We start from the raw sequence: 26,298 nt of genomic DNA, 5'->3' as shown, positions 1-26,298 counted from the left end.
CAAAGGAAACCGTAACGAGGAAGGGCTGAAGCCCACATGTCTATGACAGATCCAGTCGCAGATATGCTGACTCGTCTGCGCAACGCCAACTCGGCTTATCACGACACTGTGTCGATGCCGTCGAGCAAGCTCAAGCTGCGCATTGCCAACATCCTGAAGGAACAGGGCTACATTGCCTCCTTCGAGGAAGAGGCTGCCGAAGTCGGCAAGAAGCTGACCATCACTTTGAAGTACGGCCCATCGCGCGAGCGTTCGATCGCCGGCGTACGTCGTATCTCCAAGCCAGGCCTGCGCGTTTACGCAAAGTCCACCAACCTGCCTCACGTGCTCGGTGGTCTTGGTATCGCGATCCTGTCCACCTCCTCCGGTCTGCTTACCGACCGTCAGGCTGCAAAGAAGGGCGTGGGTGGGGAAGTCCTCGCCTACGTCTGGTAACGGGAAGGGAAGGAAAACACTATGTCACGTATTGGACGTCTTCCGATCACCGTTCCTGCCAACGTTGAACTGAACATCGATGGCCAGCTGGTCACCGTCAAGGGCCCGAAGGGTGAGCTTTCGCTGACCGTTTCGGCTCCGATCACCGTTGCCAAGGACGAGAACACCGTTACCGTCTCCCGTCCGAACGACGGCCGCGAGGCCCGTTCGCTGCACGGTCTGACCCGTACCCTGATCAACAACCTGATCATTGGTGTCACCGAGGGTTACGAGAAGAAGCTCGAAATCCACGGTACCGGCTACCGCGTTCAGGCCAAGGGCAACACCCTTGAGCTTGCTCTGGGTTACTCCCACCCGATCAGCGTTGAAGCCCCTGAGGGCATCACCCTGTCCGTGGAGGGAAACAACAAGATCACCGTTGCTGGCATCGACAAGCAGCACGTCGGTGAGGTTGCCGCTAACATCCGCAAGCTGCGCAAGACCGAGCCTTACAAGGGCAAGGGCATCCGCTACGCCGGCGAGCGTATCCTGCGCAAGGCTGGAAAGGCTGGTAAGTAATCATGGCTATCGGAATCAAGGGCAAGAGCAAGTCCGCTCAGCGCGGTCGCCGTCACCTGCGTGTGCGCAAGCGCATCGTCGGTACCGAGGCTCGTCCACGCCTGGTCATCAACCGCTCGGCTCGTCACATGTTCGTTCAGATCGTGGACGACTCGAAGGGTCTGACCCTGGCCAGCGCTTCGACCATGGAAGCAGATCTTCGCGCAAGCGATGCAGACAAGACCGCAAAGTCCAAGCGCGTTGGCGAGCTCGTTGCAGAGCGTGCCAAGGCTGCCGGCATTGAGGCTGTTGTATTCGACCGCGGCGGCAACAAGTACCACGGTCGCGTGGCTGCTGTTGCTGACGGCGCACGTGAAGGTGGGCTGGCACTGTGAGCGAAGCAACCAACAAGAAGGAAACTCAGGTGTCTGAAGCTACTGAGGCAGTCGAGACTGCAGCTGCTCCCGCTACCGAGAACACCGGATCCCGCCGTGGCGAGGGTCGCGGTCGTGGCGAAGGCCGCGGTCGTGGTGAAGGTCGTGGCCGCGGTCGCGATCAGAAGGATAACCGCAACGAAGACAAGGACAAGTTCCTTGAGCGCGTTGTAGCTATCAACCGCGTCTCCAAGGTCGTCAAGGGTGGTCGTCGCTTCAGCTTCACCGCTCTGGTAGTCGTCGGTGACGGCAACGGCATGGTCGGCGTTGGCTACGGCAAGGCTAAGGAAGTTCCTGCCGCTATCGCCAAGGGCGTTGAAGAGGCCAAGAAGTCCTTCTTCCGCGTTCCACGCGTTGGCACCACCATCCCGCACCTGGTCAAGGGCGAGGCCGCCGCTGGCGTTGTCTTGCTCCGCCCAGCCGCTCCGGGTACCGGCGTTATCGCCGGCGGTCCGGTGCGCGCCGTGCTGGAGTGCGCAGGCATCCACGACATCCTGTCGAAGTCGATGGGTTCGCAGAACCAGATCAACATCGTTCAGGGCACCATTGCCGCACTGAAGGCTCTGGAAGAGCCTCAGGCTGTTGCAGCTCGCCGCGGTCTTCCGCTGGACGAGGTTGCACCGGCAGCAATGCTGCGTCACATCCAGTCCCAGAAGGCAGGTGCTTAATTTCAATGGCTAAGAACATTGTTCCAAGCGACGCCCAGCTGGAAATCACCCAGATCAAGTCCATCATCGGTGGTAACCAGGTACAGCGCGACGTTGTTCGCTCGCTGGGCCTGAAGCGCATCGGACACACCGTTGTCCGCTCCGCTGACCCTGTGACTGTCGGCATGGTCAACAAGGTCCCACACCTGCTGAAGGTTGAGGAGGCGAAGTAAAGATGGCTCAGAAGGAAAACGCACTTAAGGTACACCACCTGCGTCCAGCCGAAGGTGCCAAGACCGCCAAGACCCGTGTTGGTCGTGGTGAGGCATCGAAGGGTAAGACCGCCGGTCGCGGTACCAAGGGTACCAAGGCTCGTTACCAGGTGAAGGCAGGCTTCGCAGGCGGACAGCTTCCGCTGCACATGCGTCTGCCGAAGCTGCGCGGCTTCAAGAACCCGTTCCGCGTCGAGTTCCAGGTTGTAAACCTGGACAAGATCTCGGAGCTGTTCCCAGAGGGTGGCGAAGTCACCGTCGAGGCACTCGTTGCCAAGGGCGCCGTTCGCAAGAACCAGCCCGTCAAGGTGCTGGGCACCGGCGAGATCTCGGTCAAGGTCGACGTGAAGGTTGATGCCTTCTCGACTTCCGCTGCTGAGAAGATCGCTGCTGCCGGCGGCTCGGCAAACACCCTCTAAGCTAGGGTCAAGCCAAGGCCAAGCCCCCGTTCACGTTGAGTTTTCAAGGTGAACGGGGGCTTTCCATTTCTCAAAGATTTTCGGCTGATCGCCGGAAATAGCTTCGGTGATCTGGCTGTTCTTATTACAAATGAGAAAATTCCGGGCATTTTCCGTGTCTCGTATTTGGCGCGGAGCTACCTAGGACAGCTAGAATCATTAGGTCGTAGTCGTATCTGGCTCAACGACTCAGGAACATACTTCAGGAGGACGCTTGTTCAGCGCCATAGCCCGAGTTTTTCGGACGCCTGATCTGCGCAACAAGTTGCTGTTCACGCTGGGGATCCTCGCGATCTACCGTGTCGGCGTATTCATCCCGACCCCGGGTATTGATTACAGCAACGTTCAGCAGTGTCTGGCAATGGGTGAAACCACCGGTGGACTTTATTCATTTGTGAATCTGTTCAGTGGCGGCGCCCTGTTGCAGGTTTCGATCTTCGCGATGGGCATCATGCCGTACATTACGGCGGCCATCATCGTGCAGCTGCTGCGTGTGGTCATCCCGCACTTCGAGACCCTGCACAAGGAAGGCCAGGCCGGCCAGGGCAAGCTGACCCAGTACACGCGTTACCTCACCATCGCCTTGGCGCTGCTGCAGGGCACCACCTTGGTGACCTTGGCCCGCACAGGCAACCTGTTCCCGAGCTGCAGCCTCCCGCTGGTGCCGGACGACAGCCTGATCGTCATCTTGCTGATGATCATCACACTCACGGCAGGCACCGGCCTGATCATGTGGATGGGCGAGCTGATCACCGAACGCGGCATCGGCAACGGCATGTCGATCCTGATCTTCACCTCGATCGCTTCGGGCTTCCCAGCCTCCATGGGCGCGATCCTGCAGACCCAGGGCTGGCTGACCTTCGTCGGCGTCATCGCCATCGGCCTGGTCATCATCGGCCTGGTTGTGTTCGTGGAACAGTCCCAGCGCCGCGTGCCGGTGCAGTACGCCAAGCGGACCATCGGTCGGCGCACCGTGGGCGGGACCTCCACTTACATCCCGCTTAAGCTGAACATGGCTAACGTGATCCCGGTGATCTTCGCCAGCTCGATCCTGGCCCTGCCGCAGATGATCGTGCAGTTCAACCAGAACCCGGACGGCACGCTGCCGGACTGGGCGCTGTGGCTGCAGACGCACTCCTCGACCTCCTCGCCGTGGTACATGCTGGTGTACACCTTGCTGACCATCGGCTTCACCTACTTCTACGTAGCCATCACCTTCAACCCGGTTGAGGTGGCGGACAACATGAAGAAGTACGGCGGCTTCATCCCGGGCATCCGGGCCGGCCGTCCGACCGCCGAGTACCTGCAGTACGTGATCTCGCGGATCACGTTCCCGGGTTCGCTGTACTTGGCATTCGTCGCGTTGATTCCATTGATTGCCTTCGTGTTGATCAACGCAGATCAGAGTTTCCCATTCGGCGGCACCTCGATCATCATCATGGTTGGTGTTGGTCTTGAGACCGTCAAACAAATCAATGCTCAAATGCAGCAACGAAACTACGAAGGGCTACTGCGATGAGTCGACTGCTTATCATTGGACCGCCGGGCGCCGGTAAAGGAACCCAGGCCGTGAAGATCTCCGAGCGCCTGGAGATCCCCGCGATCTCCACCGGCGACATCTTCCGCGCGAACGTCAAGGGCGGCACCCCGCTGGGTATCGAAGCCAGCAAGTACATCGACAATGGCGACTTTGTACCTGATTCGGTCACCAACAACATGGTCGAAGACCGCCTGAACCAGGACGATGTGGCCACCGGCTTCCTGCTGGACGGCTACCCGCGCACCAGCGCACAGGTCGACGCGCTGGATGCAATGCTGGAAGCCAAGGGCATCGCCCTGGACGCAGTGCTGCAGCTGACCGCCGACGACGACGAGCTGGTTGCCCGGCTCCTGAAGCGTGCAGAGATCGAAGGCCGCGCGGACGACACCGAAGAGGTCATCCGCCACCGCCTGGGCCTGTACAACGCAGAGACCAAGATCGTGGTCGACCGCTACGAAGAACGTGGCATCGTGCGCAAGGTCGACGGCATCGGCGCCATCGACGAGGTCACCGACCGCGTCATGGCCGCATTGAACGTCAACGCCTAAGCGCAAGCGTTCTCACGCGCAGGGACCGTGCACGGCAAGCCTACGGGCGAGCGGCACGGTCCCTGCGTGATTTTACAGACTGAAGGCTCGCACCAACGCCGGCAACCGCCGGCGGCGAGCAACCCGTGAACACCTAGGGGAGTTACCTTGGCACTTGGACAGCCGCGAATTGAGTACAAATCCAACTCGGAAATCCTGAAGATGCGTGAAGCCGGCCTGGTGCTGGCCGAGGCGCTGGATGAGGCCGTCGCCATGGCACGCCCGGGCATCACCACCGCCGCCGTTGACAAGGTCTTCGCCAAGGTGCTGGAGCGCCACGGAGCCACCAGCAACTTCCTCGGCTACCACGGGTTCCCGGCCAATATCTGCGCCTCGGTCAACCACGAGGTCGTGCACGGCTTCCCGTCGGACTACGAGCTGAAGGACGGTGACGTGCTGAAGATCGACGGCGGCGCCATTGTGGACGGCTGGCACTCGGACTCGGCGCGCACCGTGCTGGTGGGCAAGAACATCGACCCGGCAGACCAGCGCCTGAGCGACATCACCGAGCAGGCCATGTGGGCAGGCATCGCCGCCGCGGCCAAGGCCCGCTTCATCGGCCAGATCGGCACCGCCATCGACGACTTCGTGACCAGCCAGCCGGGCGACGAGCTGGGCATCTTGGAAGACTACTGCGGCCACGGCATCGGCTCCGAGATGCACATGGCTCCGGACGTGCTGAACTACAACTCCGGCCACCGTGGTCCGCGCATCAAGCCGGGCATGGCCCTAGCCATCGAGCCGATGCTGGTGCGCGGCGGCATCGAGACCTCGGTGCTTGAGGACGACTGGACGGTGGTCACCAACGACAAGTCCAACGCCTCGCAGTGGGAGCACACCGTCGCCTTCACCATGGGCGGCGTCTGGGTACTCTCGGCCCATGACGGGGGAGAGGCCGGCCTGGCGCCGTTCGGCGTGACCCCGTCGCCAATCCGCCCATAGGGTACCTGTCCACTGAAGATCCAGCACTCCGCATCCACGCGGAGTGCTGGATCTAACAGTTTAAAACACGGTCCGAATTGGCGAAGGCCGTGGTGATGGCGTAGTGTTGTCTGTTGGTTCGTTATTTAAGTGCGCCCAAAACCTTAGGTTGGGGTTGCACCGGTCGCGAACCAGAACCAATTACTTGCCGAGGGAAACCAAGGCAACCAAAGTTAGCGGGGAAAATGGGCAAGAAGGAAGGTGTCATCCAGGTAGAGGGCACTGTGACCGAAGCGCTGCCGAACGCGATGTTCCGCGTGGAGCTGCCGAATGGACACGTGGTGCTCGCCACTATCTCGGGTAAGATGCGTCAGCACTACATTCGAATCCTCCCAGAGGACCGAGTGCAGGTTGAAATGAGCCCATACGACCTCAACCGAGGCCGTATCGTTTACCGCTACAAGTAAACAGCACTCTTGGACTTTTCTGGCGGACGTTGTGCGATTCATCGCAAAGCGCCCGCTAGAGCAATGTTCTTGGATAAGCTTTTTACTGCTCCACATTTAACTGCAACCGCAAGAGGAGTAAACCCTTGAAGGTTAACCCTAGCGTGAAGCCGATCTGCGACAAGTGCAAGGTGATTCGCCGCAATGGTCGCGTCATGGTGATCTGCGAGAACCCACGCCACAAGCAGCGTCAGGGCTAATTCCGTTTTTCGGGATTTCCCACGCGTAGTCATATAGGCAGTACCGCGGCAACCCAGGTTGCCGTACACCCCCGGATTCGGAGGCCGGGGCCGCGAGGACCCTCGCGGAAGGTGCTGCTCCAGACCTCCGTTGGTTGAAAGGTAGCCACTTGGCTCGTTTAGCAGGCGTGGACATCCCACGCGAGAAGCGCGTAATCATCGCGCTGACTTACATCTACGGCGTGGGCAAGACCCGTGCAGAAGAGACCATCGCAGCAACCGGGATCTCCCCGGATACCCGCGTGAAGGATCTCACCGACGCTGAGCTCGTTCAGCTTCGTGACTTCATCGAAGGCACCTACAAGGTGGAAGGTGACCTGCGCCGCGAGGTTCAGGCTGACATCCGCCGCAAGGTTGAAATCGGATCCTACGAAGGTCTTCGTCACCGTAAGGGCCTGCCGGTCCGCGGTCAGCGCACCAAGACCAACGCTCGTACCCGCAAGGGCCCGAAGCGCACCGTAGCCGGTAAGAAGAAGACTCGCTAAATCTTAGCGGTCTAGTTCAAAAACCTTTTTCGTAGGAGAAGAAATGCCCCCAAAGACTCGTGGAGCGGTACGTAAGCCGCGTCGCAAGGACAAAAAGAATATCGCCCAGGGACAGGCGCATATCAAGAGCACCTTCAACAACACCATCGTTTCGATCACCGATCCGACTGGCGCTGTGATCTCGTGGGCTTCGGCCGGCGAGGTAGGCATGAAGGGCTCGCGTAAGTCGACCCCGTACGCTGCCCAGATGGCTGCTGAAGCCGCTGCCAAGCGTGCGCAGGAGCACGGCATGCGCAAGGTTGACGTTTTCGTCAAGGGCCCGGGCTCGGGACGCGAAACCGCGATCCGTTCGCTGCAGGCTGCTGGCCTTGAGGTTGGATCCATCCAGGATGTTTCCCCAAGCGCACACAACGGTTGCCGCCCATCGAAGCGTCGCCGCGTCTAATTGATTCGCTAGGCTAAGCCTGAGAAGTCACCGAAGCATTCATCTGAGTGCTCCGGTGACTATCTTGGACTTATAAGCCTGCAAAAAGACGAACGGCCACCTCAGGCTACCGTCGTTTCCACCCCCGTGAGGCGTCATATAGCGGACGCTCGCTGAAAGGAAATGTAAGTGCTCATTACGCAGCGCCCAACCCTGACCGAAGAAGTAGTTGCCGAAAACCGCTCCCGTTTCGTTATCGAACCGCTGGAGCCAGGCTTTGGTTACACCCTTGGTAACTCGCTCCGCCGCACCCTGCTGTCCTCGATTCCTGGTGCATCCGTCACCAGCATTCGTATCGACGGCGTGCTGCACGAGTTCACCACCGTAGCCGGTGTCAAGGAAGACGTCACCGAACTGGTTCTGAACATCAAGAACCTATCCGTGTCTTCCGAGCACGACGAGCCAGTCGTCGCCTACCTGCGCAAGCAGGGACCAGGCGTCGTCACCGCAGCGGACATCACCCCGCCAGCCGGTGTGGAGTTCCACAACCCTGATCTGCACATCGCGACCCTAAACGCCAATGGCAAGTTCGACATGGAACTGACCATTGAGCGCGGCCGCGGTTACGTGTCTGCCTCGCAGAACAAGAGCGCTGATGGCGAGATCGGTCGTATCCCTGTGGATTCGATCTACTCCCCGGTGCTGAAGGTGACCTTCCGCGTGGAGGCTACCCGTGTTGAGCAGCGCACCGACTTCGATCGCTTGATCGTCGACGTGGAGACCAAGGAATCGATCACCCCGCGCGATGCAGTTGCATCCGCAGGAACCACCCTGGTTGAACTGTTCGGTTTGTTCCGCGAACTGAACACTGCAGCCGAGGGTATCGAAATCGGCCCATCGCCAACCGACGCAGCCCTGGCTGCCGACATGGCACTGCCGATTGAGGATCTGGAACTCACCGTTCGTTCGTACAACTGCTTGAAGCGTGAGGGCATCCACTCTGTGGGTGAACTTGTCACTCGCTCCGAGGCTGACCTGATGGATATCCGTAACTTCGGTGCGAAGTCCATTGACGAAGTCAAGGCCAAGCTTGTTGAACTGGGTCTGGCCCTGAAGGATTCCCCTCCAGGCTTCGATCTGGCCGCTCGTAGCGCCATCGATGATGGCGACGACTACGACGAGGGTCTGTAAAGACCTGAGTCTCGCGACACACTACTTCATCCGTCCATACGGCCTAATCGTACGGAACGGGTTATTCATCTAGGAGAACCACAATGCCTACCCCCACCAAGGGTCCGCGTCTCGGCGGCAGTGCAGCACATGAGCGACTGATCTTCGCTAACATGTCGGCACAGCTCTTCGAGAACAAGAAGATCACCACCACCCTGACCCGCGCCAAGCGTCTGCGTCCACACGCAGAGCGCCTGATCACCTTCGCAAAGCGCGGAGACCTCGCTTCGCGTCGTCGCGTCCAGTCCGTGATCGCTTCGCGTTCGCGCACCAACAAGTCGATCGTTCACGAACTGTTCGAGAACATCGCACCAGCCATGGCTGACCGCAACGGTGGCTACACCCGCATCACCAAGATCGGTAACCGCAAGGGCGACAACGCTCCTATGGCTGTTATCGAGCTCGTGATGGAGCCAGTTTCGCCAAAGCAGGCTGTCGTCAAGGAAGCCACCAAGGCTACCGAGAAGGCTGCTGAAGCTACCGAAGAGGCCTAAGCCCTAGCGCTTAGCATCTTCGGCGCTTGAAGCGTCAAAAATCCCCGGAATACCTGATCGGTATTCCGGGGATTTTTGCTTCGAGGTTCAGGGCAAAGCATGCATGAATGATGCCAGTATTTCTGCGTCGTTCGCATGGTGCCAGCTGCAGGCCTGGAATCCGGCTAGCGTATCAACCGACTGAGTCCAGATTAGGGCATGCGGTGCCCAGATACTCCGTGTTCTGTTGCTGGGACGCTGTATTCAGCTCGCTGATACTTTCCATTTGGGCTTCGAAGTCTGAGCTATCGTCAGCCAGAATCTTCAAGGCTGAAGTGCTTTGGCCTGCTGCGGATATCAAGGATTCTTGCAACTGCTTGTCTCCGGTCTTGCCGGCCGTGTCCTTTAGCATTGCATCGAACTCCTCAAGCGCCGATTCATAGTCTCTTATCTCGCTTTTTGCCAGCTTGATGTCACCTGTTTCGAACTTCATATTGATCTCACGCTCCTTGATTTGCTGGTTGAGGTAGTCGCAAGTTTCTTCCGTGGAGAGCTTCACGCTACATCCCGTCAGAGCGGTGAGCCCTAAACAGAAGAGGGCAGTTGCGGCGGAGAATTTTCTGAACATGCTGATCCTTGTGGGGTAAGCGGACTGGTCTGTTGTTTCGCCGTTGAATGTACGAATTACGCTGTAGTCTACAGAATGGCTAATTCGATGCCACTGAGGCACGTCTGGTCTGTGAAACCAGCCACCGAATTCGGTGAGATGAAAAGCCACTGCGCATAATGGTATTCATGAGTGCGCAGTCTGAAATCTTTGATCCGCTGGGAACCGTGGCCGTGGGGGAGACCCGCACCCCGGCGTGGATTCGGATGCGCATGGTCCTCGGATATGACGGCGCCGCCTACAACGGGTGGGCTCGCCAGCCCAATGTCACCGGCGTCCAGCAGCTTGTTGAAGAAGCGCTTGAGACGCTGATTCGCCGGCGTGTTCGCGTGGTGGTGGCCGGCCGTACCGACGCAGGGGTGCATGCCCGGCGCCAGGTGGTCCACCTAGACCTGACCCAGGAAGAATTCGACGGCCTGCCGCGCCGCTCTCCCTTGGCCCCTGGACCTGCGCTGGTGCGCCGCATCAATGGCATTCTGGGTCGCCAGGATGGTGCCGTGTGGGTGCATGAGGCCGAAGTTGCCCCGGACGGCTTCGACGCCCGGTTCTCCGCGCTGGCCCGCCGCTATTCCTACCGGATTGCCGATGGTATCGAGCGCTGGGATCCGCTGACCCGCCACCTGACGACCTGGCATCGCGAACCGTTGGATGTCGAAGCGATGAACCGCGAGGCGCAGACCGTGCTGGGACGCCACGACTTCCTGACCTACTGCAAACCCCGCCCCGATGCGACAACCATCCGCACGCTGCAGGAATTCAGTTTCACCCGTACCGAGGACGGAGTCATCCTCGCCCACCTTAAGGCAGACGCTTTCTGCCACAACATGGTCAGGGCCCTGATCGGCGCTGCCATGATGGTGGGCGATGGGCGGGAGCAACCGGGCTTCCTGGCAAGCCGTCTCGAAGAGATGGTCCGCGATTCAAAAACCAAGCTGGCTCACCCCCGGGCGCTGGTGCTTGAAGAGGTCTACTACCCGAACGCCGACCAGTTGGCTGCGCGGGCGCTGCAGACCCGTGCCAAGCGCGAAGACCACGACGTAGATACGCGGGGCGCAGCAGTGAGCCAAAGCCCCGAAAACCGCGCCGATTAAGGGTGTTCTTACTCACCCGCACTGAACATTTTTGGCCGGAAAGGCTTTAATCAGATAAACTCTTATGAGTTGTGTATGTCCACGTTCGACACTACACGCCCAAGCGTGACGGCTTAGTTGCATAGTCGCTGGTCTGCTGGGCGCGCGAACATCTCTGGACGGCCGGTCTATATCAGTCCTCACCTGACGTACTGGTCCAAACACAAGAACAACACGACAGTGCTCGTCACCGGGGGATCTCACCGCCTTCGGCCAAGCGACTGTTTGACCAGAAACGAATCAACGTAAGGCAATTACTGTGCGTACGTACACCCCAAAGCCGGCTGATCAGACTCGTCAGTGGTACGTCATCGACGCCACCGATGTAGTGCTCGGCCGCCTCGCCGTTCAGACCGCAACCCTGCTGCGCGGCAAGCATAAGCCAACCTATGCTCCACACATGGACATGGGCGACCACGTCATCATCATCAACGCCGAAAAGGTTGCTCTGACCGGCAAGAAGCTGCAGAACAAGCGCGCTTACCGCCACTCGGGCTTCCCGGGCGGCCTGAAGAGCATGAACTACGCCGACCTGCTGGAAAAGAACCCAGTGCTGGCTGTTGAGAAGGCCGTTCGCGGCATGATCCCTAAGAACAAGCTGTCTGCTGTTCAGATGTCCAAGCTGAAGGTTTACCGCGGCGCCGAGCACCCACACGCTGCTCAGGCTCCAAAGGCACTGGAAATCACCCAGGTCGCTCAGTAGTCCTGGCCCCGACAACAAACACTTAATAGGAGATTATCGTGGCTCAGAACGCTGAAGAAACCACTGAATTCGAAGGCGAGACCCCTTCGTCTTACACCACCGAGACCGCTGCCTCGACCGTTGTGGCCGAGACCGAGCGTGCTCCGCTGACCGTTCCAGGTGGAGCAGTTGGCCGTCGCAAGCAGGCCATCGCCCGCGTCCGCCTGATTCCAGGCTCCGGCAAGTGGACCGTCAACGGTCGCGAACTGGACGACTTCTTCCCGAACAAGCTGCACCAGCAGGATGTCAACGAGCCTTTCAAGGTTCTGGGTCTGGAAGGCGCATACGACGTTATCGCCCGCATCCACGGCGGCGGCATTTCCGGTCAGGCTGGCGCACTGCGCCTGGGCATCGCCCGTGCACTGAACGAGATCGACCGCGACGCTAACCGCCCAACCCTGAAGAAGGCCGGTTACCTGACCCGCGACGCACGCGTCATCGAGCGCAAGAAGGCTGGTCTGAAGAAGGCCCGCAAGGCTTCGCAGTTCTCGAAGCGCTAAACCTTACTTCGAGGTTTATCCAACGGCTCCACAACCCTTCGGGGATTGTGGGGCCGTTGGCCTTTAAGCAACAGGTGAACAGTGCCTCGTTGCGCCAATTCTTCGCAATTGGTGCCTGCCAGGGCACCTTGCAAGACCGGTAAATCGAAGCGCAGGGCTTATGATTGATAACGATGGCAAGGTTATTTGGGACCGATGGGGTCCGAGGAAAAGCAAACGAATTGTTAACCCCCGAGCTGGCGATGGAACTCGCGCAGGCGGCTTCGGTGGTTTTGGGTTTGAGCCAGCCTGAGGACGGGCACAAACCAGTCGCTGTGGTAGCGAAGGACCCGCGTATCAGCGGCGACTTCCTCTCTGCCGCAATCGAAGCGGGTCTGGCCGCCTCCGGCGTCGACGTCAAGGACGCAGGCACGCTTCCCACCCCGGCCGCCGCCTTCCTGGTCGGCGATCTGGACGCAGACTTCGGCGTGATGATCTCCGCATCCCACAATGCCGCTCCGGACAACGGCATCAAGTTCCTGGCCCGTGGCGGCAAGAAGCTCGACGACTCCCTGGAAGACGCTATCGAGGCGTGCCTGAAGATGCCCAAGCCGCGTCCTGTCGGCGGCGAAGTCGGACGCGTCTCGCGCTTCGCCGACGCCGAGGACCGCTACATCGTCCATCTGCTGCAGTCCCTGCCTAACCGCCTGGACGGCCTGAAGGTCGTCCTGGACTGCGCCCACGGCGCAGCGTCCGGTTGCTCGCCGGAGGTTTTTAAGGCTGCTGGCGCCCAGGTTATCGTGATCGGCGCAGAGCCGGACGGCATCAACATCAACGACGGCTACGGCTCCACCCACCTGGAGAAGCTGCAGGCCGCCGTGCTGGAAAACAACGCAGACCTGGGCATCGCACACGACGGCGACGCGGACCGCTGCCTGGCAGTGGACCACGAAGGCACCATTGTCGACGGCGACCAGATCATGGCCATCATGGCCATTGCGCTCAAGGAACGCGGCGAGCTGAAGGACGACACCCTGGTCGCCACAGTGATGAGCAACCTCGGCCTGAAGCTGGCCATGGAGGCCGCAGGCATCACCGTGAAGCAGACCGGCGTGGGCGACCGCTACGTGCTGGAAGGCATGCAGGAAGGCGACTACTCGCTGGGCGGCGAGCAGTCCGGCCACGTGATCTTCAGCAAGTACGCCACCACCGGTGACGGCGTGCTGACCGGCCTGAACATCGCGGCCCGCATCAAGGCCACTGGCAAGTCCCTGAAGGAACTCGCCTCGGTGCTGACCGTGCTGCCGCAGGTGCTCATCAACGTGCGCGGCGTGGACAAGGCCGGGGTGCCGGACTGCGAGCCGCTGCAGCTGGACATCGAAGCCGCCGAAGCCCGCCTGGGCTCCACCGGCCGTGTGCTGCTTCGTCCCTCGGGTACCGAGCCGGTAGTCCGCGTAATGGTCGAGGCCGCCACACATGAGCAGGCGCAGGCCGAAGCTGAGGCACTGGCAGCTTCAGTTTCCGAACACCTGTCACTCGGTTAATACTCGGCTGATTTGGCCAAGCCCCAAGTAAATCTGCAGTAAATTCTCACATCCCCGTAGCGTGTGCCCCAAGGGCACACACTGCGGGGATGTGGCATGCTGAAAAGAGAATTCAATGCCAGGCCCCGCCTGGCTTTGAGCCATGGACGAAAGAAGGGGAGTCGTGACTCTACGCATCAGCGTTATCGGTACCGGTTATCTGGGAGCCACCCACGCGGCCTGCATGGCTGAACTTGGATATGAAGTCATCGGCCTCGACGTCGACGCGTCCAAGCTCACGGCCCTGGCCGCCGGGATCCTCCCCTTCCATGAACCGGGCCTTCCGGAGCTGCTGCGCAAGCATGTGGCCAGCGGCCGGCTGCGCTTCACCGATTCCTACGCTGAGGCCGCGGCCGCTGCGGACATCCACTTCATCACCGTGGGAACACCGCAGCGCGCCGATTCCCAGTCAGCGGACATGAGCTACGTTGACGGGGCGGTGGACAGCCTGCTGGAGCACATCACCGGTCAGGCGCTGATCGTCGGCAAATCCACGGTCCCCGTCGGCACGGCACGCCGCCTGACGGAGCGCATCGCGGCCAACGCATTGCCCGGCAGCGAGATCACCCTTGCATGGAACCCTGAGTTTCTCCGCGAGGGCTTCGCAGTCAAGGACACCTTGACTCCCGACCGTCTGGTCTACGGCCTGAGCGACACGGAACCTCACGGATTCGGACTGCGCAAGATCCGCGAGGTCTATGCCCCGATCCTGGAGCGGGGCACCCCAGAGATCGTGACGGACCTCGAAACCGCCGAACTGGTCAAGGTCGCCGCCAACGCATTCCTCGCCACCAAGATCTCCTTCATCAACGCCTTCGCGGAAGTGACCGAAACCGTGGGCGGGGACATCAAGACCCTGGCCGATGCCATCGGCCACGACAGCCGCATCGGGCGCCGGTTCCTGAATGCCGGCGTGGGCTTCGGCGGCGGCTGCCTGCCCAAGGATATCCGCGCGCTGCAGGCGCGCGTCTCCGAGCTCGGCCTGAGCCACACCATGGGCTTCCTCGCCGAAGTGGACCAGATCAACCTGCGCCGCCGCGACCGCGTGGTGTCTCTGGCATCCAGCATGCTGGGCAACGAGCTGGCGGGCAAGCACATCTGCGTGCTGGGCGTGACCTTCAAGCCGGACAGCGACGACGTGCGCGATTCACCGGCCTTGGACATCGCCGTGCGCCTCTACAATGCCGGCGCCGACGTCTCGGTCTACGACCCGCAGGGCAACAAGAACGCCGCCGGACGCTTTCCGCGCCTGCACTACGTGGACTCCTGGCAGGAAGCCGCCAAGGACACCGATATCGTGCTGCTGCTCACCGAATGGCAGGAGTTCCGGGATCTGGATCCAACGGAACTGGGAGAGGTGGTGTCCACCCGAGCGCTGATCGATGGACGTAATGTGCTGGACCGCCAGGCCTGGCGCGTAGCGGGCTGGACCATCACCGGTCCGGGGGAGTATTTCCAGGTGGTGAACTTGGCGCCCGGTACCGCGCAACTACCGCTCCAGGTCTCCCACCCGGCGTAGCCTTTCCGAATTCGGCCGTCCCATAGGGGCGGCCGTTTTCGTGTCCGGATTGCCAGATAGATTGCCCGATTTCTGGGCACGTCCGGCAGCTGGGGCAGACCGACCCTTCGGTGAGCGTGGAAAGGCGGCGCAACTGCCGGACTGGACATGGACGCCAAGACCCAGCTACGTCCAGGAGGCCTGGGAACGCCAGGACGGCTCTTCAGAAAACTATTCGAGGACTCGCGAGATCTCCGGGAAAACCCTGGATCGGCTTCGCGGGCACGGGGTGAATCTCGGTGCCAGCTGTGAAATTCACTCAACCCACGGTGCGGTTCGCGTCCAAAGGGTTACGGTGCGGTTGATAACCATCACTCGTCGCTAGCCCCCCTGGAAGGCCTCAATGTACGAACGTTTCGAAACGCGGCCCTCGATGGATCCATTGCGGATCGCGGTGCTTGCCCACCTGCACCATCCGATAAGGCCTCCGTTCGCGGGCGGGATGGAAGCGCATACTTCCCATGTGGTGGCCGACCTGTGCGCTCGGGGCCACGAGGTGACGCTATTCGCCAAGGCAGGCAGTGCGCACTTCGGACGCAATTCACGCGGCCGCGTGCAGGCGGTGCTTCCGGCGGATTACCAGGTGCGGGGCTATCCGGACGAGGACCATCGGGACGAACAGCACCGGCGGCTCGACGGGGCCATGTCCTCGGCGATTTCAGCTGTCCGTGCTGGAGCCTTTGATGTGGTGATCAATAATTCCCTGAGCCCCATTCCCCATGAGCAGCTTGACGGGATCCCCACGTTGCATCTGCTCCATACTCCTCCCTTGCCGCGCATCACTGCGGTGTTGGCCACCCGCCCCGAGCGGCCCCACGGCCATCGCTATGCCACCGTGTCGCACAGTAACGCACGCGCCTGGAGAGCATGGATCCCTGATCTGGCCGTAATCCCGAACGGCATTGACCTGCGCAGATGGGAGCCGGGCAGGAAGGACCGCATAGTCCCCGGCACCGCGGCATGGACTGGTCGCATCACGCCTGAGAAAGGTACCCATCTGGCCATCGCTGCTGCCCGGGCCAATGGCCTGCGGCTGCGCCTTGCCGGACCCATCCAGGACCCCGAGTACTACGAATCGCTCATCCGCCCGTCCTTGGATGACAAGGTCCGCTACATGGGACACCTCGGCCAGGACCAACTGAGGGAGGTCATCGCCTCCGCGCAGGTCTTCATCTCGTCACCGCTGTGGGAGGAGCCCTTCGGCCTGACAACACTGGAGGCCATGGCCTGCGGCACCCCGGTAGCGGCGACTCCGAACGGTGCGATGGCCGAGCTGATCGGCGCGTCCGGTGGGGTCGTGGCGTGCACGGCGGATGAGGCAGGACTCGCGAACGCTATCCGCGAGGCAGTGGGCTTGCGCCGCACCGACGTGCTGCAGCGTGCCGCCCAGTTCTCCCGGGACCAGATGATCCGTTCCTACGAGGAAGCCCTCTACGACCTCCACGCGGCCCAGAGCCTGGGACGGGTGCAATGAACCGCAAACCAAGAATTTCCTACTATGCGCACCACATGGGATCCGGACATTTGCGCCATGCCCAGCGACTGGCCGCCACCGGGCTCGCGGAGCTGCAAGTGGCCAGCACCGGGACTGCATCCCGAAAGCTCTTCGCGGACAACGTGCAGTACGTGCCGCTGGAAGCGGACGAGGGATCAAGCCAGCTACACTTTGCCCCAACCAGCGGCCATTTGCACTATGCCCCGACCGGAAAGCCAATCGTGGAACGCTTCGCCGCGCTGAACGCGGGATGGAAAGCCTTTGGACCCGATCTGGTGATGGTGGACGTATCGGTCGAAGTGGCGCTCTTCGCCCGGCTGAGCGGGTATCGCGTGGCGCTGCGCAGGATGCCCGGGGTCCGAACGGACCGCCCGCATCGCATGGCCTACGATCTCGCAGATGCCCTCTTTGCGTATTATCCGCAGCACCTCGAGGAGCCCTTGCACCGTGACTCCTACGCGCAGAAGAGCTTCTATCTAGGTGCCCCTGCGCCGCATGCTGCTCGACCCGTCGCAACCCGGGCTTCGGACCGAGCTCCCGCCCAAGACTGCGAGGGCACACGGCGTGTAGTCGTCCAGACCTCGCTGGCCGCCTCGGTGGACTCCTCCATGCTCGTGAAGGCCGCGGTCCGCAGCCCGAGCTGGAGTTGGGAGGTCATCGGATCCGTCCACGGGGCGACTGACAGATTGCCGGAGAACCTGCGGCTGCACGGCACGGTCGAGCATCCGGAGCAATGGCTGGATGCCGCAGACGTGGTCATTTCCTCATCGGGCCACAATGCCGTCGCCGCGGCGGCCGCCAGCAAGCGGCCCACCATGCTGATCCCCGAAGAACGGCCTCATGCGGAGCAGGCAGTTTTTGCCCGCATGCTGCATGAAGCCGGGGGATGCGCCATGCTGGAGTCCTGGGACGAACCGGTGGACTGGGAGGGGACACTGGCCAAGGTCGCAGGCAGGGACGGAACAGCCCTCGCTCGGACGCTGCTTGTCAGCCAGGACGAGTTCACCGCAGGGTTGCGGCGCATGTTCTCCAGTCTGTGCGAGTCATGACCTGGCTAGTAGGCATCCATGCTGTGCGCGGCGCGGATCTCTTCAGCACTCGGGTGGCGCAGAATCGTCAGGTCTTCGCCCTGGGGATCCCAAGCAACCAGGCCGCGCTCTTCGAAAGCCCGGAGCCAACCGGACATCGGCCAGCCATGCCAGGTAGCTCGGAAAGTGCGTGCATTCTGGATGATGTCGGCGAAATGGTTCAGCGGGGGCTTGACCACCCCATGATGCTGGTGGAATACGGTACCCGGCGTGAATACCACCGGCAAGCCCAAAGCACTGGCTTTGAAGCCGAAATCCGTGTCCTCCGCACCGTAGCCGGCATAACCGGTCGAGAAACCGTCCAGGCGAATGAAGTCCTCGGCGCGGATCCCGAATCCCAGCGACCAGAACATTTCATGGCGCTCGCAGGGCGTATCCATGGGCAGTTCGGCCCGCAAATGGTGCGGTGTGGAACGCCGGGTCAGCTCCTCGGCGTCCGGGGTAGGCCCGGGGCCCAGGGGCTGGGCGAGGTATCGCGGCTCGGCCATGGCGAGCACTGGTTGCCGGCGGAGCCAGTCAAGCAGGATTCCGAAGGTGCCAGGGGCAGGAATGCAGTCCACGTCCAGAAACACAAGGTACCGGCTGTGCGCGTGCTTGGCGGCATGGTTCCGGGCTCGCGCCAACGGCAGTCCCTGTTCCCCAGGATACGAGGCCACGTGCACGGAGGTCACCGGCACTGCGGATTCAACGGGTTCCGGGTCGGGCTCGTCCATGTAGGCGACGATGATTTCCGCCGGCTGAAGGGCGCTGCGATTCACCCCGTCAAGCAGGCGTTGCAGGTGCCCGTGCCGTTGGTGGGCAATTACCAGAACCGAGAAATCCAGAGCCATCTTCCAACCTTTCCACGCTGGCGGGACAGCGCGCTCACGTGATGCTTCCGCCTTCCAACGTAGCCGTCCCACCACGATCCCCGCAGGAGAAACCGTGAGTTCACAGAAGATCCCCACGCCGATCCGCGTGGCCTCCGTGCCCTACAGCCAGGTCTACATCCGCCATCTCGAGCTGCCCGACGCGGAGGGGGCTGGCTCGGTGCGGCGCTTGCAGGATCCGGAACCCACTGGGGGACCGCGAAGCCAGCAATCCGCCTGGTGGCCGCCGCGCATGCTCGAACCGGACTGGATCCGGAAGAACAGCGGCAGCTTTGATCTGATGCACGTGCATTTCGGTTTCGATGCCCTGGATCCGCAAACGCTCCGGCAGACGGTAGCCGAGCTTCGCGCCGCCGGCAAGCCTCTGGTGTACACCGTGCATGACCTGATCAACCCCCACCAGCCGGATCCCAACGCGCATGAGATGCTGCTGGAGGTGCTGATCCCGGCGGCCGATGCACTGATCACCTTGACCCAAGGCGCGGCGGACGAGATCTCGCAACGCTGGGGGCGCAGCTGCTACGTCTTGCCGCATCCGCACGTGATCGACTTCTCGACCATGGACCGGCTTCGGGAGCAGCGGGCGCAGTCACGCGGCGATAGCCAGCGGGGCCGCAGGATCGGGGTGCACCTAAAGGAGATGCGTCGCAACTTGTCGGAGCAGGTGATCGAGCCGTTGGCGCAGATCGTGGAGGACCTGCCCGGCTGCAAGCTGCAGGTCAACATCCACCGGCAAGTGGTGGACCCGCAGAACAAGGAATACCTCCCAGCGCTCGCCGAGTTCCTCGCGGCAGGTCATGACGCTGGGCGCTGGGATCTCGTGGCGCACGAGTACTTTAGCGAAACTGAATTGTTCGACTATTTCGGCAGTCTCGACGTGAATGTCCTGCCGTACCGCTACGGCACGCACTCCGGATGGCTTGAAGCCGCACTGGACGCGGGCACGGCAGTCATCGCCCCTGACTGCGGCTACTACTCGGATCAGGACGCCTCCGTGGCCAGCTACCGCTGGGACGGCGAGCAGGCAGACGCGGACTCATTGCGCCACGCGCTCCAACGCCAGCTTTCCCTGCCGTACGTTCCGGGGATGGACGCACAAGGACGCCGTGAGCAACGCGAGGCCCTGGCCGAAGCCCACCTGCGGCTCTACCGATCCCTGATGGGTTCCCGCGGGGTCGGTCAGCCTACGGAACCGGAGGCACGCCAAGGGCAAACCGCGTCCGGACGGTAGCAGGACATCGGGAAGCTAGAACCCGAAACGCTTCATGACTCCGGGCAGCAGCTCGATGAGGCGCGACGCGTTGACGGTTCCACAGGCAGCCGCGGCCCGGCCGGCCTCTCCGTGGATGACGGCAGCGCACGCGGCCAGTTCCATCATGCGGCGGTTGGAGACGGTCTGCACGCCGTTCACGCCGGTCAGCGAGCTGTCCGAGAGCAAGTAGCCCAGGATGCCGGTCAGCACGTCGCCGCTGCCAGCTGTGGCGAGCTGCGGGGCGGTATGGCTGACCACCAAGCTGCTGCCGTCCGGAGCCACGATGTAGTTGGTCGGCCCCTTGAGCAGGACAACTGCGTTGTAGGCCAGCGCCGCCCAGCGAGTCCAGCGGATTGGAGCCGCCGCGATCTCCTCGATGGTGACGGTCACGCCGGCCCGGCGCAGCAGCATCCGCAGTTCCTTGGCGTGCGGAGTCAGCACACGTGGCTGTTCGCTGGGGCCAGCGGGCACGAGCTCCAGACCCGAAGCGTCGATGACGGCTGGCTGGCGGCTGGCGAAGACCTCGGCGATCGCGCCGGTCGGGGGAGTGCGGCTGTCCAGGCCGGGCCCGATGGCCCAAGCCGAGATCTTGGCACCGCGCCCGTGCACGTACCGGCGGGCCGAGGAGAGCGCTTCCCGGATCTGGTCATCGTCCAGCGGAACGGTTTCGGGAACTGCCACGGCCAGCAGGGCCGCGACGTCTTCGGGCACATGGGTGCGCAGCAGACCGATGCCGCAATTCACCGCTGCCCGGGCGGTCAGCTGCGCGGCTCCCGGATACAGCGACGAGCCTGCGATCAGGCCGAGCACGCCCCGCTGGTACTTGTGGCGCCCGGCATCACGCCAAGAGCGGTGGGCGTCAAGCAGCTCTAAGGCCGCTTGCTTGTCGACGAGGTTCGTCTGGGGCGCTTGGCCGGTGAAATCGAAATCCAGCGGAACCACGGTAATGTCCCCTGTGGCCAGCGGCCCGTCGCCGGTCAGCAGGCCCGACTTCATCGCACCGAAAGTGACGGTCCGTTCGGCCAGCAGCACCTTGTCATCCGCGACGCCGGTTTCAGGGTCCAGGCCGGAAGGCAGATCGCAGGCCAGCACACGTGAATTCCGTGGAATCAGAGGCAGTTCCGCCCCGGAACGGTAGCCAAGTCCGTACAGCGCGTCGATGATCAGGGTTGCCTTGCTGAGGGTCTCGGTGCCCTTGGAAAGCGGCTGGATCCGTCCGCCAGCCGATTCGTAGACGGACAATGCTTCGGAATGCACCGACGAGGCGCACTGCAGCGCGGCAGTTGCATAACCTTGGTCTTCCAGCTGGGACAGGGCATAGAGTCCGTCTCCGCCGTTGTTGCCCGGGCCAATCAGGCCGACCACCAGGGTGCCAGGAGCGACCGGCTGCTCGCCGAGCATGTCCACGGCTTCGGCCGCCAGCGCGCTCGCTGCCTGTTTCATCAAGGCGGTGTCAGACCGACGTGAAATCTCCTGCGCTTCTACCGAACGAACCTGGGCAAGACTGTAGACGGGGATCATAAGTCAAACAATACTCATCCTTTACCTGCAACGCTGGTTTTATTCGCCTTCGTGTCGTAAAGCGGGTTATGCGCGTTCGGCGACAACCATGGCAATGGCCATGTCTCCGTCGTGGGACATGGTCAGATGCCATGAGGTGATGCCCCGTTGCCTGCTGGCTTCCGCCACGGTGCCGGTGACGTGGATCTGCGGATCGCCGGCTTCGTCCTTGAGGATGCTGCAGTCCTGCCAGTTCATTCCCGCTGGAGCCCCGAGGGCCTTGGCGATGGCCTCCTTGGCCGCGAAGCGTGCGGCCAGCGAACGCAGGGGGAGGCCGCGCTCAACTTCGGTGAACAGCCGGTCGTGCAGTCGTGGTGTCTTTTCCAGCTGCCGTCCGAAGCGCGGCACATCGACAATGTCTACACCAATTCCTGCAATCATGCCTTCCAGTTTATCTAGTCGCGAAGGCGGGACAATAAAAATACTGTGGGTACACTCGCTTCAAAAGCGTGAGCGGTCCTAGACACCACACCACGCCCATGAAACCGATTCATTCAACTTACTTGAAACAGTGCTTCTGTAACTAGTTACAAAATTTCCGTTCTATGCTCGTTCAGGTTTCACTTCGGCGAACGCATTTGTGCAGTTGGTGCCGAGCAAGCCAATATCCTAAATGAGTACTTGCGCGTGAAATGTCGCGGCATTGCAGGCGGATTGGTCAAGTTCATTGTTTGGACCGGAGAGAGAAGAATATGGAAACGCATACTCGGAGCCCTCGCGAGCTCTTTGAAGGTAAAGAGCACTATGAGATTCCAGCATTTCAACGACCATATGTATGGAATGAAGAGGATCAGTGGGCACCGCTGTGGGATGACGTCAAGCGTGTTGCGGAATTCTATGTAGAGTCAAAACTGAAAGATGAAGATGCGGAACCCGAGGTCCAGCACTTCATGGGAGCGGTTGTTTACGAATCAAAGAAACCCGTAGCTGGAGATGTAACCAGGCACGATGTCATTGATGGCCAGCAGCGGATGACCACCATTCAAATCCTTCTTGACGCTGTGCACGAAGTCGTTCAGCGTCGTGAGCATTCGGATCTAGCGGAGTCTCTAGAAGAACTTATAGTCAACGGTTCGCCCCGATTTAAGGGGAAAAGAGAACGCTTCAAGCTATGGCCATCTCAGGCAGACCGCAGAGCATTTGAGATTGCCATGGATCCAGTTGAGGGACGATCTTTTGAGCATCGAATTGTTAATGCACACCGGTTCTTCCTTACTGAGGCGGAACGCTGGATCTCGGGAAATCCCGATGAGGATGGGGAAACTCCTCCGGGCGAGGAGAGCTTGCGAGTTGAGGCACTGAGCTCAACTCTCCAAGACAGGTTGATCTTGGTGGCTATTGACTTGACAGGTCATGACGACTCACAGCTAATCTTTGAGACTCTCAACGATCGGGGCACGGCCTTGCTTAAAGCCGATTTGATAAAAAATTGGATTTTCCGCAGGGGAGAACAGATAAAGGCTGACGTAATCCGATGGGCAGATGACATTTGGGCGGAGTTCGATGGAGACCTGTGGCGCGCCGAGACTCGACAAGGACGACTGACGCGCTCAAAGATTGATATTTTTCTTCATTATTGGTTGACCATGAGACAGCAGGATGAATTCAAGGCAGATCAGGTCTTCCGAGCATTCACCGAATACGCAGACCCCTATATGAAGACGCCAAGCGACGCTGAACAGTTCCTCAATGAGCTTCGAAAAGATGCTGAAACTTTCGAGAAATTCTCTATTTTGGAAAAGGACACGCCGGAAGGTCGTTTCTACTCTAGGGTCATAGTAAACCTCGACATGGCTGCAACCACCCCAGTTTTCCTTTGGCTACTTTCGGCGAATCACGGCATTCCAGCAGACCAACGGCGCATTGGACTCGAAGCGTTGGAAAGCTGGGCAATCCGGAGAATGCTATTGCGTCTAACTTCCAAGGACATGAACAAATTCGCTATTGTCATGTTGAAGATGCTCGAATCATGCGAAAAACACGAGGTTGGCGCGAAGTTGGCCGAATTCTTGGCAAGTCAGGTTGCTGAAACCCGCAGATGGCCGTCAGCCTCCGAGATGAAACGTGATCTACCGGGGCGAAGGGTGTATGGATTCATCCGGCAAGACCGTCTGCGTGTTATTTTTAGCGCGATCGAGCAGGACTTGCGCCTTAAGAACTCCAAATATGAGGCTGTTACTTTGCCGGAAAAATTGGAAATTGAACATATCATGCCCCAAGGCTGGCGATCCCATTGGGATCCGGAGCCGAAGTTGGACGCGGAGAGATCCCAGAATCGTGACATGTACGTAAATTCGATCGGCAACCTGACGCTGGTGACTAAGTCGCTCAACGGATCGCTTTCCAACCGACCCTGGCTCGATATCGATGCCGAGGGCCTTGTCGAAGGTGGTGCACCCGGAGCTGGAAAACGAAAGCTTCTAGATTCCTACAGCCTTTTGATCCTCAACAAGGAGATTCTCACTAGCCATCCATCAGGATGGAGTGAGACCGACATTTGGGAACGCTCCGAGTTGCTCATATCGCGTATCTGTGAGATTTGGCCCCGACCTGGGGAATAGAACGCAGTAGTGCTTTCAGAATAGTTCTCACTGATCCGAGAGTAAAAACTGCGGGTGCCCTCCCATCATGAGGCACCCGCAGCTAGTGGCATGGAAACCGGTGGATTACTCCACGGTCACCGACTTGGCCAGGTTGCGTGGCTGGTCGACGTCGAAGCCCTTGGCAGTAGCCAGCTCACAGGCGAAGATCTGCAGCGGCACGGTGGCCAGCAGCGGCATCAGCAGGGTCGGGGTCTCCGGAACATAGAACACGAACTCGGAGAAGTCCTTGACCGCGTTGTCGCCGTCTTCCGCGATGACCAGGGTCTTGGCGCCTCGGGCGCGGACTTCCTGGATGTTGGAAACAACCTTGGAGTGCAGCGAGTCGCGGCCGCGTGGGGATGGAACCACCACGAAGACCGGCTGGCCGTCGTCGATCAGGGCGATCGGGCCGTGCTTCAGCTCGCCGGCGGCGAAGCCCTCGGCATGGATGTACGCGATCTCCTTGAGCTTCAGCGCGCCTTCCATGGCGACCGGGTAGCCGACGTGGCGGCCCAAGAACAGCACGGAGGACGCATCGGCCATGGAGCGGGCCAGTTCCTTGATCTCGCCGCTGCGGTCCAGGATGTCCTGGATCTTGGCCGGGATCTTGCCCAGGTCTGCCAGGATGTCCTTGATCTGGCCGGAGAACAAGTTGCCGCGCAGCTGCGCCAGGTACAGGCCCAGCAGGTAGGTGGCGGTGATCTGAGCCAGGAACGCCTTGGTGGAAGCCACCGCTATCTCGGGACCTGCGTGGGTGTACAGCACCGCATCGGATTCACGCGGGATGGTGGATCCGTTGGTGTTGCAGATGGACATGGTCTTGGCGCCCTGCTCCTTGGCGTAGCGCACCGCCATCAGGGTGTCCATGGTTTCGCCCGACTGGGAGATCGAAACGATCAGGGTCTTCTTGTCCACGATCGGCTCGCGGTAGCGGAACTCGTGGGAGAGCTCCACCTCCACCGGGATGCGGCACCAGGACTCGATGGCGTACTTGGCGACCTGGCCGGCGTAGGCGCTGGTACCGCAGGCAAGCACCACGATCTTGTTGATCTTGGTCAGGTCTTCGGCGTCGATGCGCAGCTCGTCCAGGGTCAGGCGGCCCTCGGCGTCGGAGCGGCCCAGCAGGGTGTCTGCCACGGCGGCAGGCTGGTCGAAGATTTCCTTCTCCATGAAGGATGGGAATCCGCCCTTCTCTGCGCTGGCTGCGTCCCAGTCGACGGTGAATTCCTTGCCTTCGGCGGGATTGCCGTCGAAGTCGGTGATGGAGTGGCTCTCCGGGGTGATGGTCACGATCTGGTCCTGGCCCAGTTCCACCGCACGACGGGTGAAGTCGATGAAGCCGGAAACGTCGGATCCCAGGAAGTTCTCGCCGTCGCCCAGGCCCAGCACCAGCGGGGAGTTGCGGCGTGCCGCCACGACAACACCCGGGTGGTCCTGGTGGACTGCCAGCAGGGTGAAGGCGCCTTCGAGGCGCTGTACTGCAAGCTGCATGGCCTTGGTCAAATCGCCGTCGGCGCCGTTGGAGTACATCTTGCCCAGCAGGGCTGCTGCAACTTCGGTATCGGTCTCGGAAAGGAACTCGACGCCGTCGGCGAGGAGCTCGGCCTTGATGCCGGCGAAGTTCTCAATGATGCCGTTGTGGATCATTGCCAGCTTGCCGCCGTCGGCGAGGTGTGGGTGGGCGTTTCCGTCGCTCGGACCGCCGTGGGTGGCCCAACGGGTGTGGCCGATGCCGGTCACAGACTCCGGTAGTGGTGCCTGGGCAATTTCGTTCTCCAGGTTGACCAGCTTGCCGGCTTTCTTCCTGGAATGAATAGCGCCGTCAGCCACGACTGCCACACCGGCCGAGTCGTAACCTCGGTATTCCAATCGGCGCAAGCCTTCAATCAGAACGTCAAGGGCGCCGTGGTCGGCGTTCGCGCTTGAGGTTCCTGCATATCCTACAATTCCGCACATGGAAAAAAGACTACCGGCTCACGGCCAAACGATGGAACTAATCGTGGCAGAGCACTCAAAAAACACTGTGCGATAGGTCACCTGCGCGCGTTGTTTTGGCCAAGCAAGACTGAGTGTTAAATCGGAGTTATTTGGGTTGTGGCACTACT

Annotated in this window: 28 protein-coding genes and 1 pseudogene; 24 read left to right on the top strand and 5 right to left on the bottom strand. The window is 60.9% G+C overall.

The annotated features are described in order from the left end of the window. The first annotated feature begins 36 nt into the window (after nt 1-36). The 15 genes and pseudogenes from rpsH to rplQ form a co-directional block, all read left to right on the top strand. Nucleotides 37-435 (top strand): 30S ribosomal protein S8, encoded by a 399-nt coding sequence (rpsH, locus tag C1H84_RS10975; RefSeq protein WP_047119667.1) that lies wholly within the window; start codon nt 37-39, stop codon nt 433-435. 21 nt (nt 436-456) lie between these two features. Continuing rightward, nucleotides 457-993, top strand: a complete 537-nt coding sequence (gene rplF, locus C1H84_RS10970) for a 50S ribosomal protein L6 (protein WP_047119666.1) — start codon at nt 457-459, stop codon at nt 991-993. Nucleotides 994-995: 2 nt separating this feature from the next. Further along, a complete protein-coding gene (rplR, locus tag C1H84_RS10965) occupies nt 996-1,367 on the top strand; it encodes a 50S ribosomal protein L18 (RefSeq protein WP_047119665.1) in 372 nt (123 codons plus the stop codon). A 29-nt stretch (nt 1,368-1,396) separates the two neighbouring features. Beyond that, nucleotides 1,397-2,074, top strand: coding sequence for a 30S ribosomal protein S5 (gene rpsE, locus C1H84_RS10960; RefSeq protein ID WP_181728114.1), 678 nt, complete (start codon nt 1,397-1,399; stop codon nt 2,072-2,074). A 5-nt stretch (nt 2,075-2,079) separates the two neighbouring features. Continuing rightward, nucleotides 2,080-2,286: a 50S ribosomal protein L30 gene (gene rpmD / locus C1H84_RS10955; RefSeq protein ID WP_047119663.1), complete on the top strand. Its 207-nt coding sequence runs from the start codon at nt 2,080-2,082 to the stop codon at nt 2,284-2,286. 2 nt (nt 2,287-2,288) lie between these two features. Further along, a complete protein-coding gene (rplO, locus tag C1H84_RS10950) occupies nt 2,289-2,744 on the top strand; it encodes a 50S ribosomal protein L15 (protein WP_047119662.1) in 456 nt (151 codons plus the stop codon). A 253-nt stretch (nt 2,745-2,997) separates the two neighbouring features. Further along, nucleotides 2,998-4,302, top strand: coding sequence for a preprotein translocase subunit SecY (gene secY, locus C1H84_RS10945; protein WP_047119661.1), 1,305 nt, complete (start codon nt 2,998-3,000; stop codon nt 4,300-4,302). Next, nucleotides 4,299-4,871 (top strand): adenylate kinase, encoded by a 573-nt coding sequence (locus tag C1H84_RS10940; protein ID WP_047119660.1) that lies wholly within the window; start codon nt 4,299-4,301, stop codon nt 4,869-4,871. Before secY ends, C1H84_RS10940 begins: the two co-directional genes overlap by 4 nt. A 147-nt stretch (nt 4,872-5,018) precedes the next feature. After that, complete coding sequence (gene map / locus C1H84_RS10935) at nt 5,019-5,852, top strand: type I methionyl aminopeptidase (protein ID WP_047119659.1); 834 nt, start codon at nt 5,019-5,021, stop codon at nt 5,850-5,852. A 224-nt stretch (nt 5,853-6,076) separates the two neighbouring features. Further along, nucleotides 6,077-6,298 carry a translation initiation factor IF-1 gene (gene infA / locus C1H84_RS10930; RefSeq protein WP_047119658.1) on the top strand — a complete coding sequence of 74 codons (222 nt, stop codon included), beginning with the start codon at nt 6,077-6,079 and terminating at the stop codon, nt 6,296-6,298. A gap of 125 nt (nt 6,299-6,423) precedes the next feature. Continuing rightward, nucleotides 6,424-6,537 (top strand): 50S ribosomal protein L36, encoded by a 114-nt coding sequence (rpmJ, locus tag C1H84_RS10925; protein ID WP_071894985.1) that lies wholly within the window; start codon nt 6,424-6,426, stop codon nt 6,535-6,537. Nucleotides 6,538-6,686: 149 nt separating this feature from the next. Beyond that, a complete protein-coding gene (rpsM, locus tag C1H84_RS10920) occupies nt 6,687-7,061 on the top strand; it encodes a 30S ribosomal protein S13 (protein ID WP_047119657.1) in 375 nt (124 codons plus the stop codon). A 43-nt stretch (nt 7,062-7,104) separates the two neighbouring features. Beyond that, nucleotides 7,105-7,506, top strand: coding sequence for a 30S ribosomal protein S11 (rpsK, locus tag C1H84_RS10915; protein ID WP_022874114.1), 402 nt, complete (start codon nt 7,105-7,107; stop codon nt 7,504-7,506). 168 nt (nt 7,507-7,674) lie between these two features. Next, entirely contained in the window at nt 7,675-8,676 is a 1,002-nt protein-coding gene (locus C1H84_RS10910; protein ID WP_047119656.1) for a DNA-directed RNA polymerase subunit alpha, read from the top strand. Nucleotides 8,677-8,759: 83 nt separating this feature from the next. Next, a pseudogene (gene rplQ, locus C1H84_RS10905) lies at nt 8,760-9,206 on the top strand (50S ribosomal protein L17); the annotation flags it as partial. A gap of 175 nt (nt 9,207-9,381) precedes the next feature. Here the strand turns inward: rplQ and C1H84_RS10900 are convergent. Continuing rightward, nucleotides 9,382-9,816 carry a hypothetical protein gene (locus tag C1H84_RS10900; protein WP_113607433.1) on the bottom strand — a complete coding sequence of 145 codons (435 nt, stop codon included), beginning with the start codon at nt 9,814-9,816 and terminating at the stop codon, nt 9,382-9,384. Nucleotides 9,817-9,983: 167 nt separating this feature from the next. Between C1H84_RS10900 and truA the strand changes: the two genes are divergently transcribed. The 7 genes from truA to C1H84_RS10865 all read left to right on the top strand — a co-directional run bounded on the left by truA (nt 9,984) and on the right by C1H84_RS10865 (nt 17,891). Further along, the gene (gene truA, locus C1H84_RS10895) at nt 9,984-10,946 is read left to right on the top strand and encodes a tRNA pseudouridine(38-40) synthase TruA (protein WP_113607544.1); all 963 of its coding nucleotides are present in this window, start codon (nt 9,984-9,986) and stop codon (nt 10,944-10,946) included. A 298-nt stretch (nt 10,947-11,244) separates the two neighbouring features. Then, a complete protein-coding gene (gene rplM, locus C1H84_RS10890) occupies nt 11,245-11,688 on the top strand; it encodes a 50S ribosomal protein L13 (protein WP_047119653.1) in 444 nt (147 codons plus the stop codon). A 38-nt stretch (nt 11,689-11,726) separates the two neighbouring features. Next, a complete protein-coding gene (rpsI, locus tag C1H84_RS10885; RefSeq protein ID WP_047119652.1) occupies nt 11,727-12,227 on the top strand; it encodes a 30S ribosomal protein S9 in 501 nt (166 codons plus the stop codon). Nucleotides 12,228-12,400: 173 nt separating this feature from the next. Beyond that, nucleotides 12,401-13,750 carry a phosphoglucosamine mutase gene (gene glmM / locus C1H84_RS10880; RefSeq protein ID WP_053798524.1) on the top strand — a complete coding sequence of 450 codons (1,350 nt, stop codon included), beginning with the start codon at nt 12,401-12,403 and terminating at the stop codon, nt 13,748-13,750. Between the two features lie 142 nt (nt 13,751-13,892). Further along, nucleotides 13,893-15,308: a UDP-glucose dehydrogenase family protein gene (locus C1H84_RS10875; RefSeq protein ID WP_113607432.1), complete on the top strand. Its 1,416-nt coding sequence runs from the start codon at nt 13,893-13,895 to the stop codon at nt 15,306-15,308. A 481-nt stretch (nt 15,309-15,789) separates the two neighbouring features. Next, nucleotides 15,790-16,821 carry a glycosyltransferase gene (locus tag C1H84_RS10870; RefSeq protein ID WP_161449284.1) on the top strand — a complete coding sequence of 344 codons (1,032 nt, stop codon included), beginning with the start codon at nt 15,790-15,792 and terminating at the stop codon, nt 16,819-16,821. After that, nucleotides 16,818-17,891 carry a glycosyltransferase gene (locus C1H84_RS10865; protein WP_113607430.1) on the top strand — a complete coding sequence of 358 codons (1,074 nt, stop codon included), beginning with the start codon at nt 16,818-16,820 and terminating at the stop codon, nt 17,889-17,891. The genes C1H84_RS10870 and C1H84_RS10865 overlap by 4 nt, the downstream gene beginning before the upstream one ends. Before the next feature lie 5 nt (nt 17,892-17,896). Here the strand turns inward: C1H84_RS10865 and C1H84_RS10860 are convergent, their stop codons facing one another. After that, entirely contained in the window at nt 17,897-18,760 is an 864-nt protein-coding gene (locus C1H84_RS10860; RefSeq protein WP_113607429.1) for a glycosyltransferase family 2 protein, read from the bottom strand. A 94-nt stretch (nt 18,761-18,854) separates the two neighbouring features. Here C1H84_RS10860 and C1H84_RS10855 point away from each other — a divergent pair, with 94 nt between their 5' ends. Next, nucleotides 18,855-20,030, top strand: a complete 1,176-nt coding sequence (locus C1H84_RS10855) for a glycosyltransferase (RefSeq protein WP_113607428.1) — start codon at nt 18,855-18,857, stop codon at nt 20,028-20,030. Between the two features lie 15 nt (nt 20,031-20,045). On the opposite strand, the gene C1H84_RS10850 is transcribed toward C1H84_RS10855, so the two are convergent. Both C1H84_RS10850 and C1H84_RS10845 read right to left on the bottom strand, forming a co-directional pair. Beyond that, a complete protein-coding gene (locus C1H84_RS10850; protein ID WP_053798519.1) occupies nt 20,046-21,494 on the bottom strand; it encodes an NAD(P)H-hydrate dehydratase in 1,449 nt (482 codons plus the stop codon). Between the two features lie 144 nt (nt 21,495-21,638). Next, nucleotides 21,639-21,992, bottom strand: a complete 354-nt coding sequence (locus C1H84_RS10845) for a holo-ACP synthase (RefSeq protein WP_113607427.1) — start codon at nt 21,990-21,992, stop codon at nt 21,639-21,641. Between the two features lie 311 nt (nt 21,993-22,303). Between C1H84_RS10845 and C1H84_RS10840 the strand changes: the two genes are divergently transcribed. Beyond that, entirely contained in the window at nt 22,304-24,172 is a 1,869-nt protein-coding gene (locus tag C1H84_RS10840; protein ID WP_181728113.1) for a DUF262 domain-containing protein, read from the top strand. Between the two features lie 105 nt (nt 24,173-24,277). Here C1H84_RS10840 and glmS read toward each other — a convergent pair whose 3' ends face one another. Then, on the bottom strand, nt 24,278-26,149 hold the full coding sequence (glmS, locus tag C1H84_RS10835; protein ID WP_113607425.1) for a glutamine--fructose-6-phosphate transaminase (isomerizing): 1,872 nt from the start codon (nt 26,147-26,149) through the stop codon (nt 24,278-24,280). Nucleotides 26,150-26,298 lie beyond the last annotated feature (149 nt).

Origin of the sequence: Glutamicibacter soli (assembly GCF_003309065.1) — a bacterium.
Classification (GTDB): Bacteria; Actinomycetota; Actinomycetes; order Actinomycetales; family Micrococcaceae; genus Glutamicibacter; species Glutamicibacter soli.
Note: the sequence above shows the minus strand (reverse complement) of the source record. Positions and strands in the feature narration are given on the sequence as shown.

Coding starts and splice junctions, on each gene's coding strand:
- C1H84_RS10865 (WP_113607430.1), top strand. CDS start 16,818: ATGAACCGCAAACCAAGAATTTCCTACTATGCGCACCACATGGGATCC.
- C1H84_RS10860 (WP_113607429.1), bottom strand. CDS start 18,760: ATGGCTCTGGATTTCTCGGTTCTGGTAATTGCCCACCAACGGCACGGG.
- rplR (WP_047119665.1), top strand. CDS start 996: ATGGCTATCGGAATCAAGGGCAAGAGCAAGTCCGCTCAGCGCGGTCGC.
- C1H84_RS10850 (WP_053798519.1), bottom strand. CDS start 21,494: ATGAAACAGGCAGCGAGCGCGCTGGCGGCCGAAGCCGTGGACATGCTC.
- C1H84_RS10940 (WP_047119660.1), top strand. CDS start 4,299: ATGAGTCGACTGCTTATCATTGGACCGCCGGGCGCCGGTAAAGGAACC.
- C1H84_RS10870 (WP_161449284.1), top strand. CDS start 15,790: ATGGAAGCGCATACTTCCCATGTGGTGGCCGACCTGTGCGCTCGGGGC.
- glmS (WP_113607425.1), bottom strand. CDS start 26,149: ATGTGCGGAATTGTAGGATATGCAGGAACCTCAAGCGCGAACGCCGAC.
- rpsK (WP_022874114.1), top strand. CDS start 7,105: ATGCCCCCAAAGACTCGTGGAGCGGTACGTAAGCCGCGTCGCAAGGAC.
- C1H84_RS10900 (WP_113607433.1), bottom strand. CDS start 9,816: ATGTTCAGAAAATTCTCCGCCGCAACTGCCCTCTTCTGTTTAGGGCTC.
- infA (WP_047119658.1), top strand. CDS start 6,077: ATGGGCAAGAAGGAAGGTGTCATCCAGGTAGAGGGCACTGTGACCGAA.
- C1H84_RS10875 (WP_113607432.1), top strand. CDS start 13,893: ATGGACGAAAGAAGGGGAGTCGTGACTCTACGCATCAGCGTTATCGGT.
- rplO (WP_047119662.1), top strand. CDS start 2,289: ATGGCTCAGAAGGAAAACGCACTTAAGGTACACCACCTGCGTCCAGCC.
- C1H84_RS10845 (WP_113607427.1), bottom strand. CDS start 21,992: ATGATTGCAGGAATTGGTGTAGACATTGTCGATGTGCCGCGCTTCGGA.
- C1H84_RS10840 (WP_181728113.1), top strand. CDS start 22,304: ATGGAAACGCATACTCGGAGCCCTCGCGAGCTCTTTGAAGGTAAAGAG.
- rplF (WP_047119666.1), top strand. CDS start 457: ATGTCACGTATTGGACGTCTTCCGATCACCGTTCCTGCCAACGTTGAA.
- rpsH (WP_047119667.1), top strand. CDS start 37: ATGTCTATGACAGATCCAGTCGCAGATATGCTGACTCGTCTGCGCAAC.
- glmM (WP_053798524.1), top strand. CDS start 12,401: ATGGCAAGGTTATTTGGGACCGATGGGGTCCGAGGAAAAGCAAACGAA.
- rpmD (WP_047119663.1), top strand. CDS start 2,080: ATGGCTAAGAACATTGTTCCAAGCGACGCCCAGCTGGAAATCACCCAG.
- truA (WP_113607544.1), top strand. CDS start 9,984: ATGAGTGCGCAGTCTGAAATCTTTGATCCGCTGGGAACCGTGGCCGTG.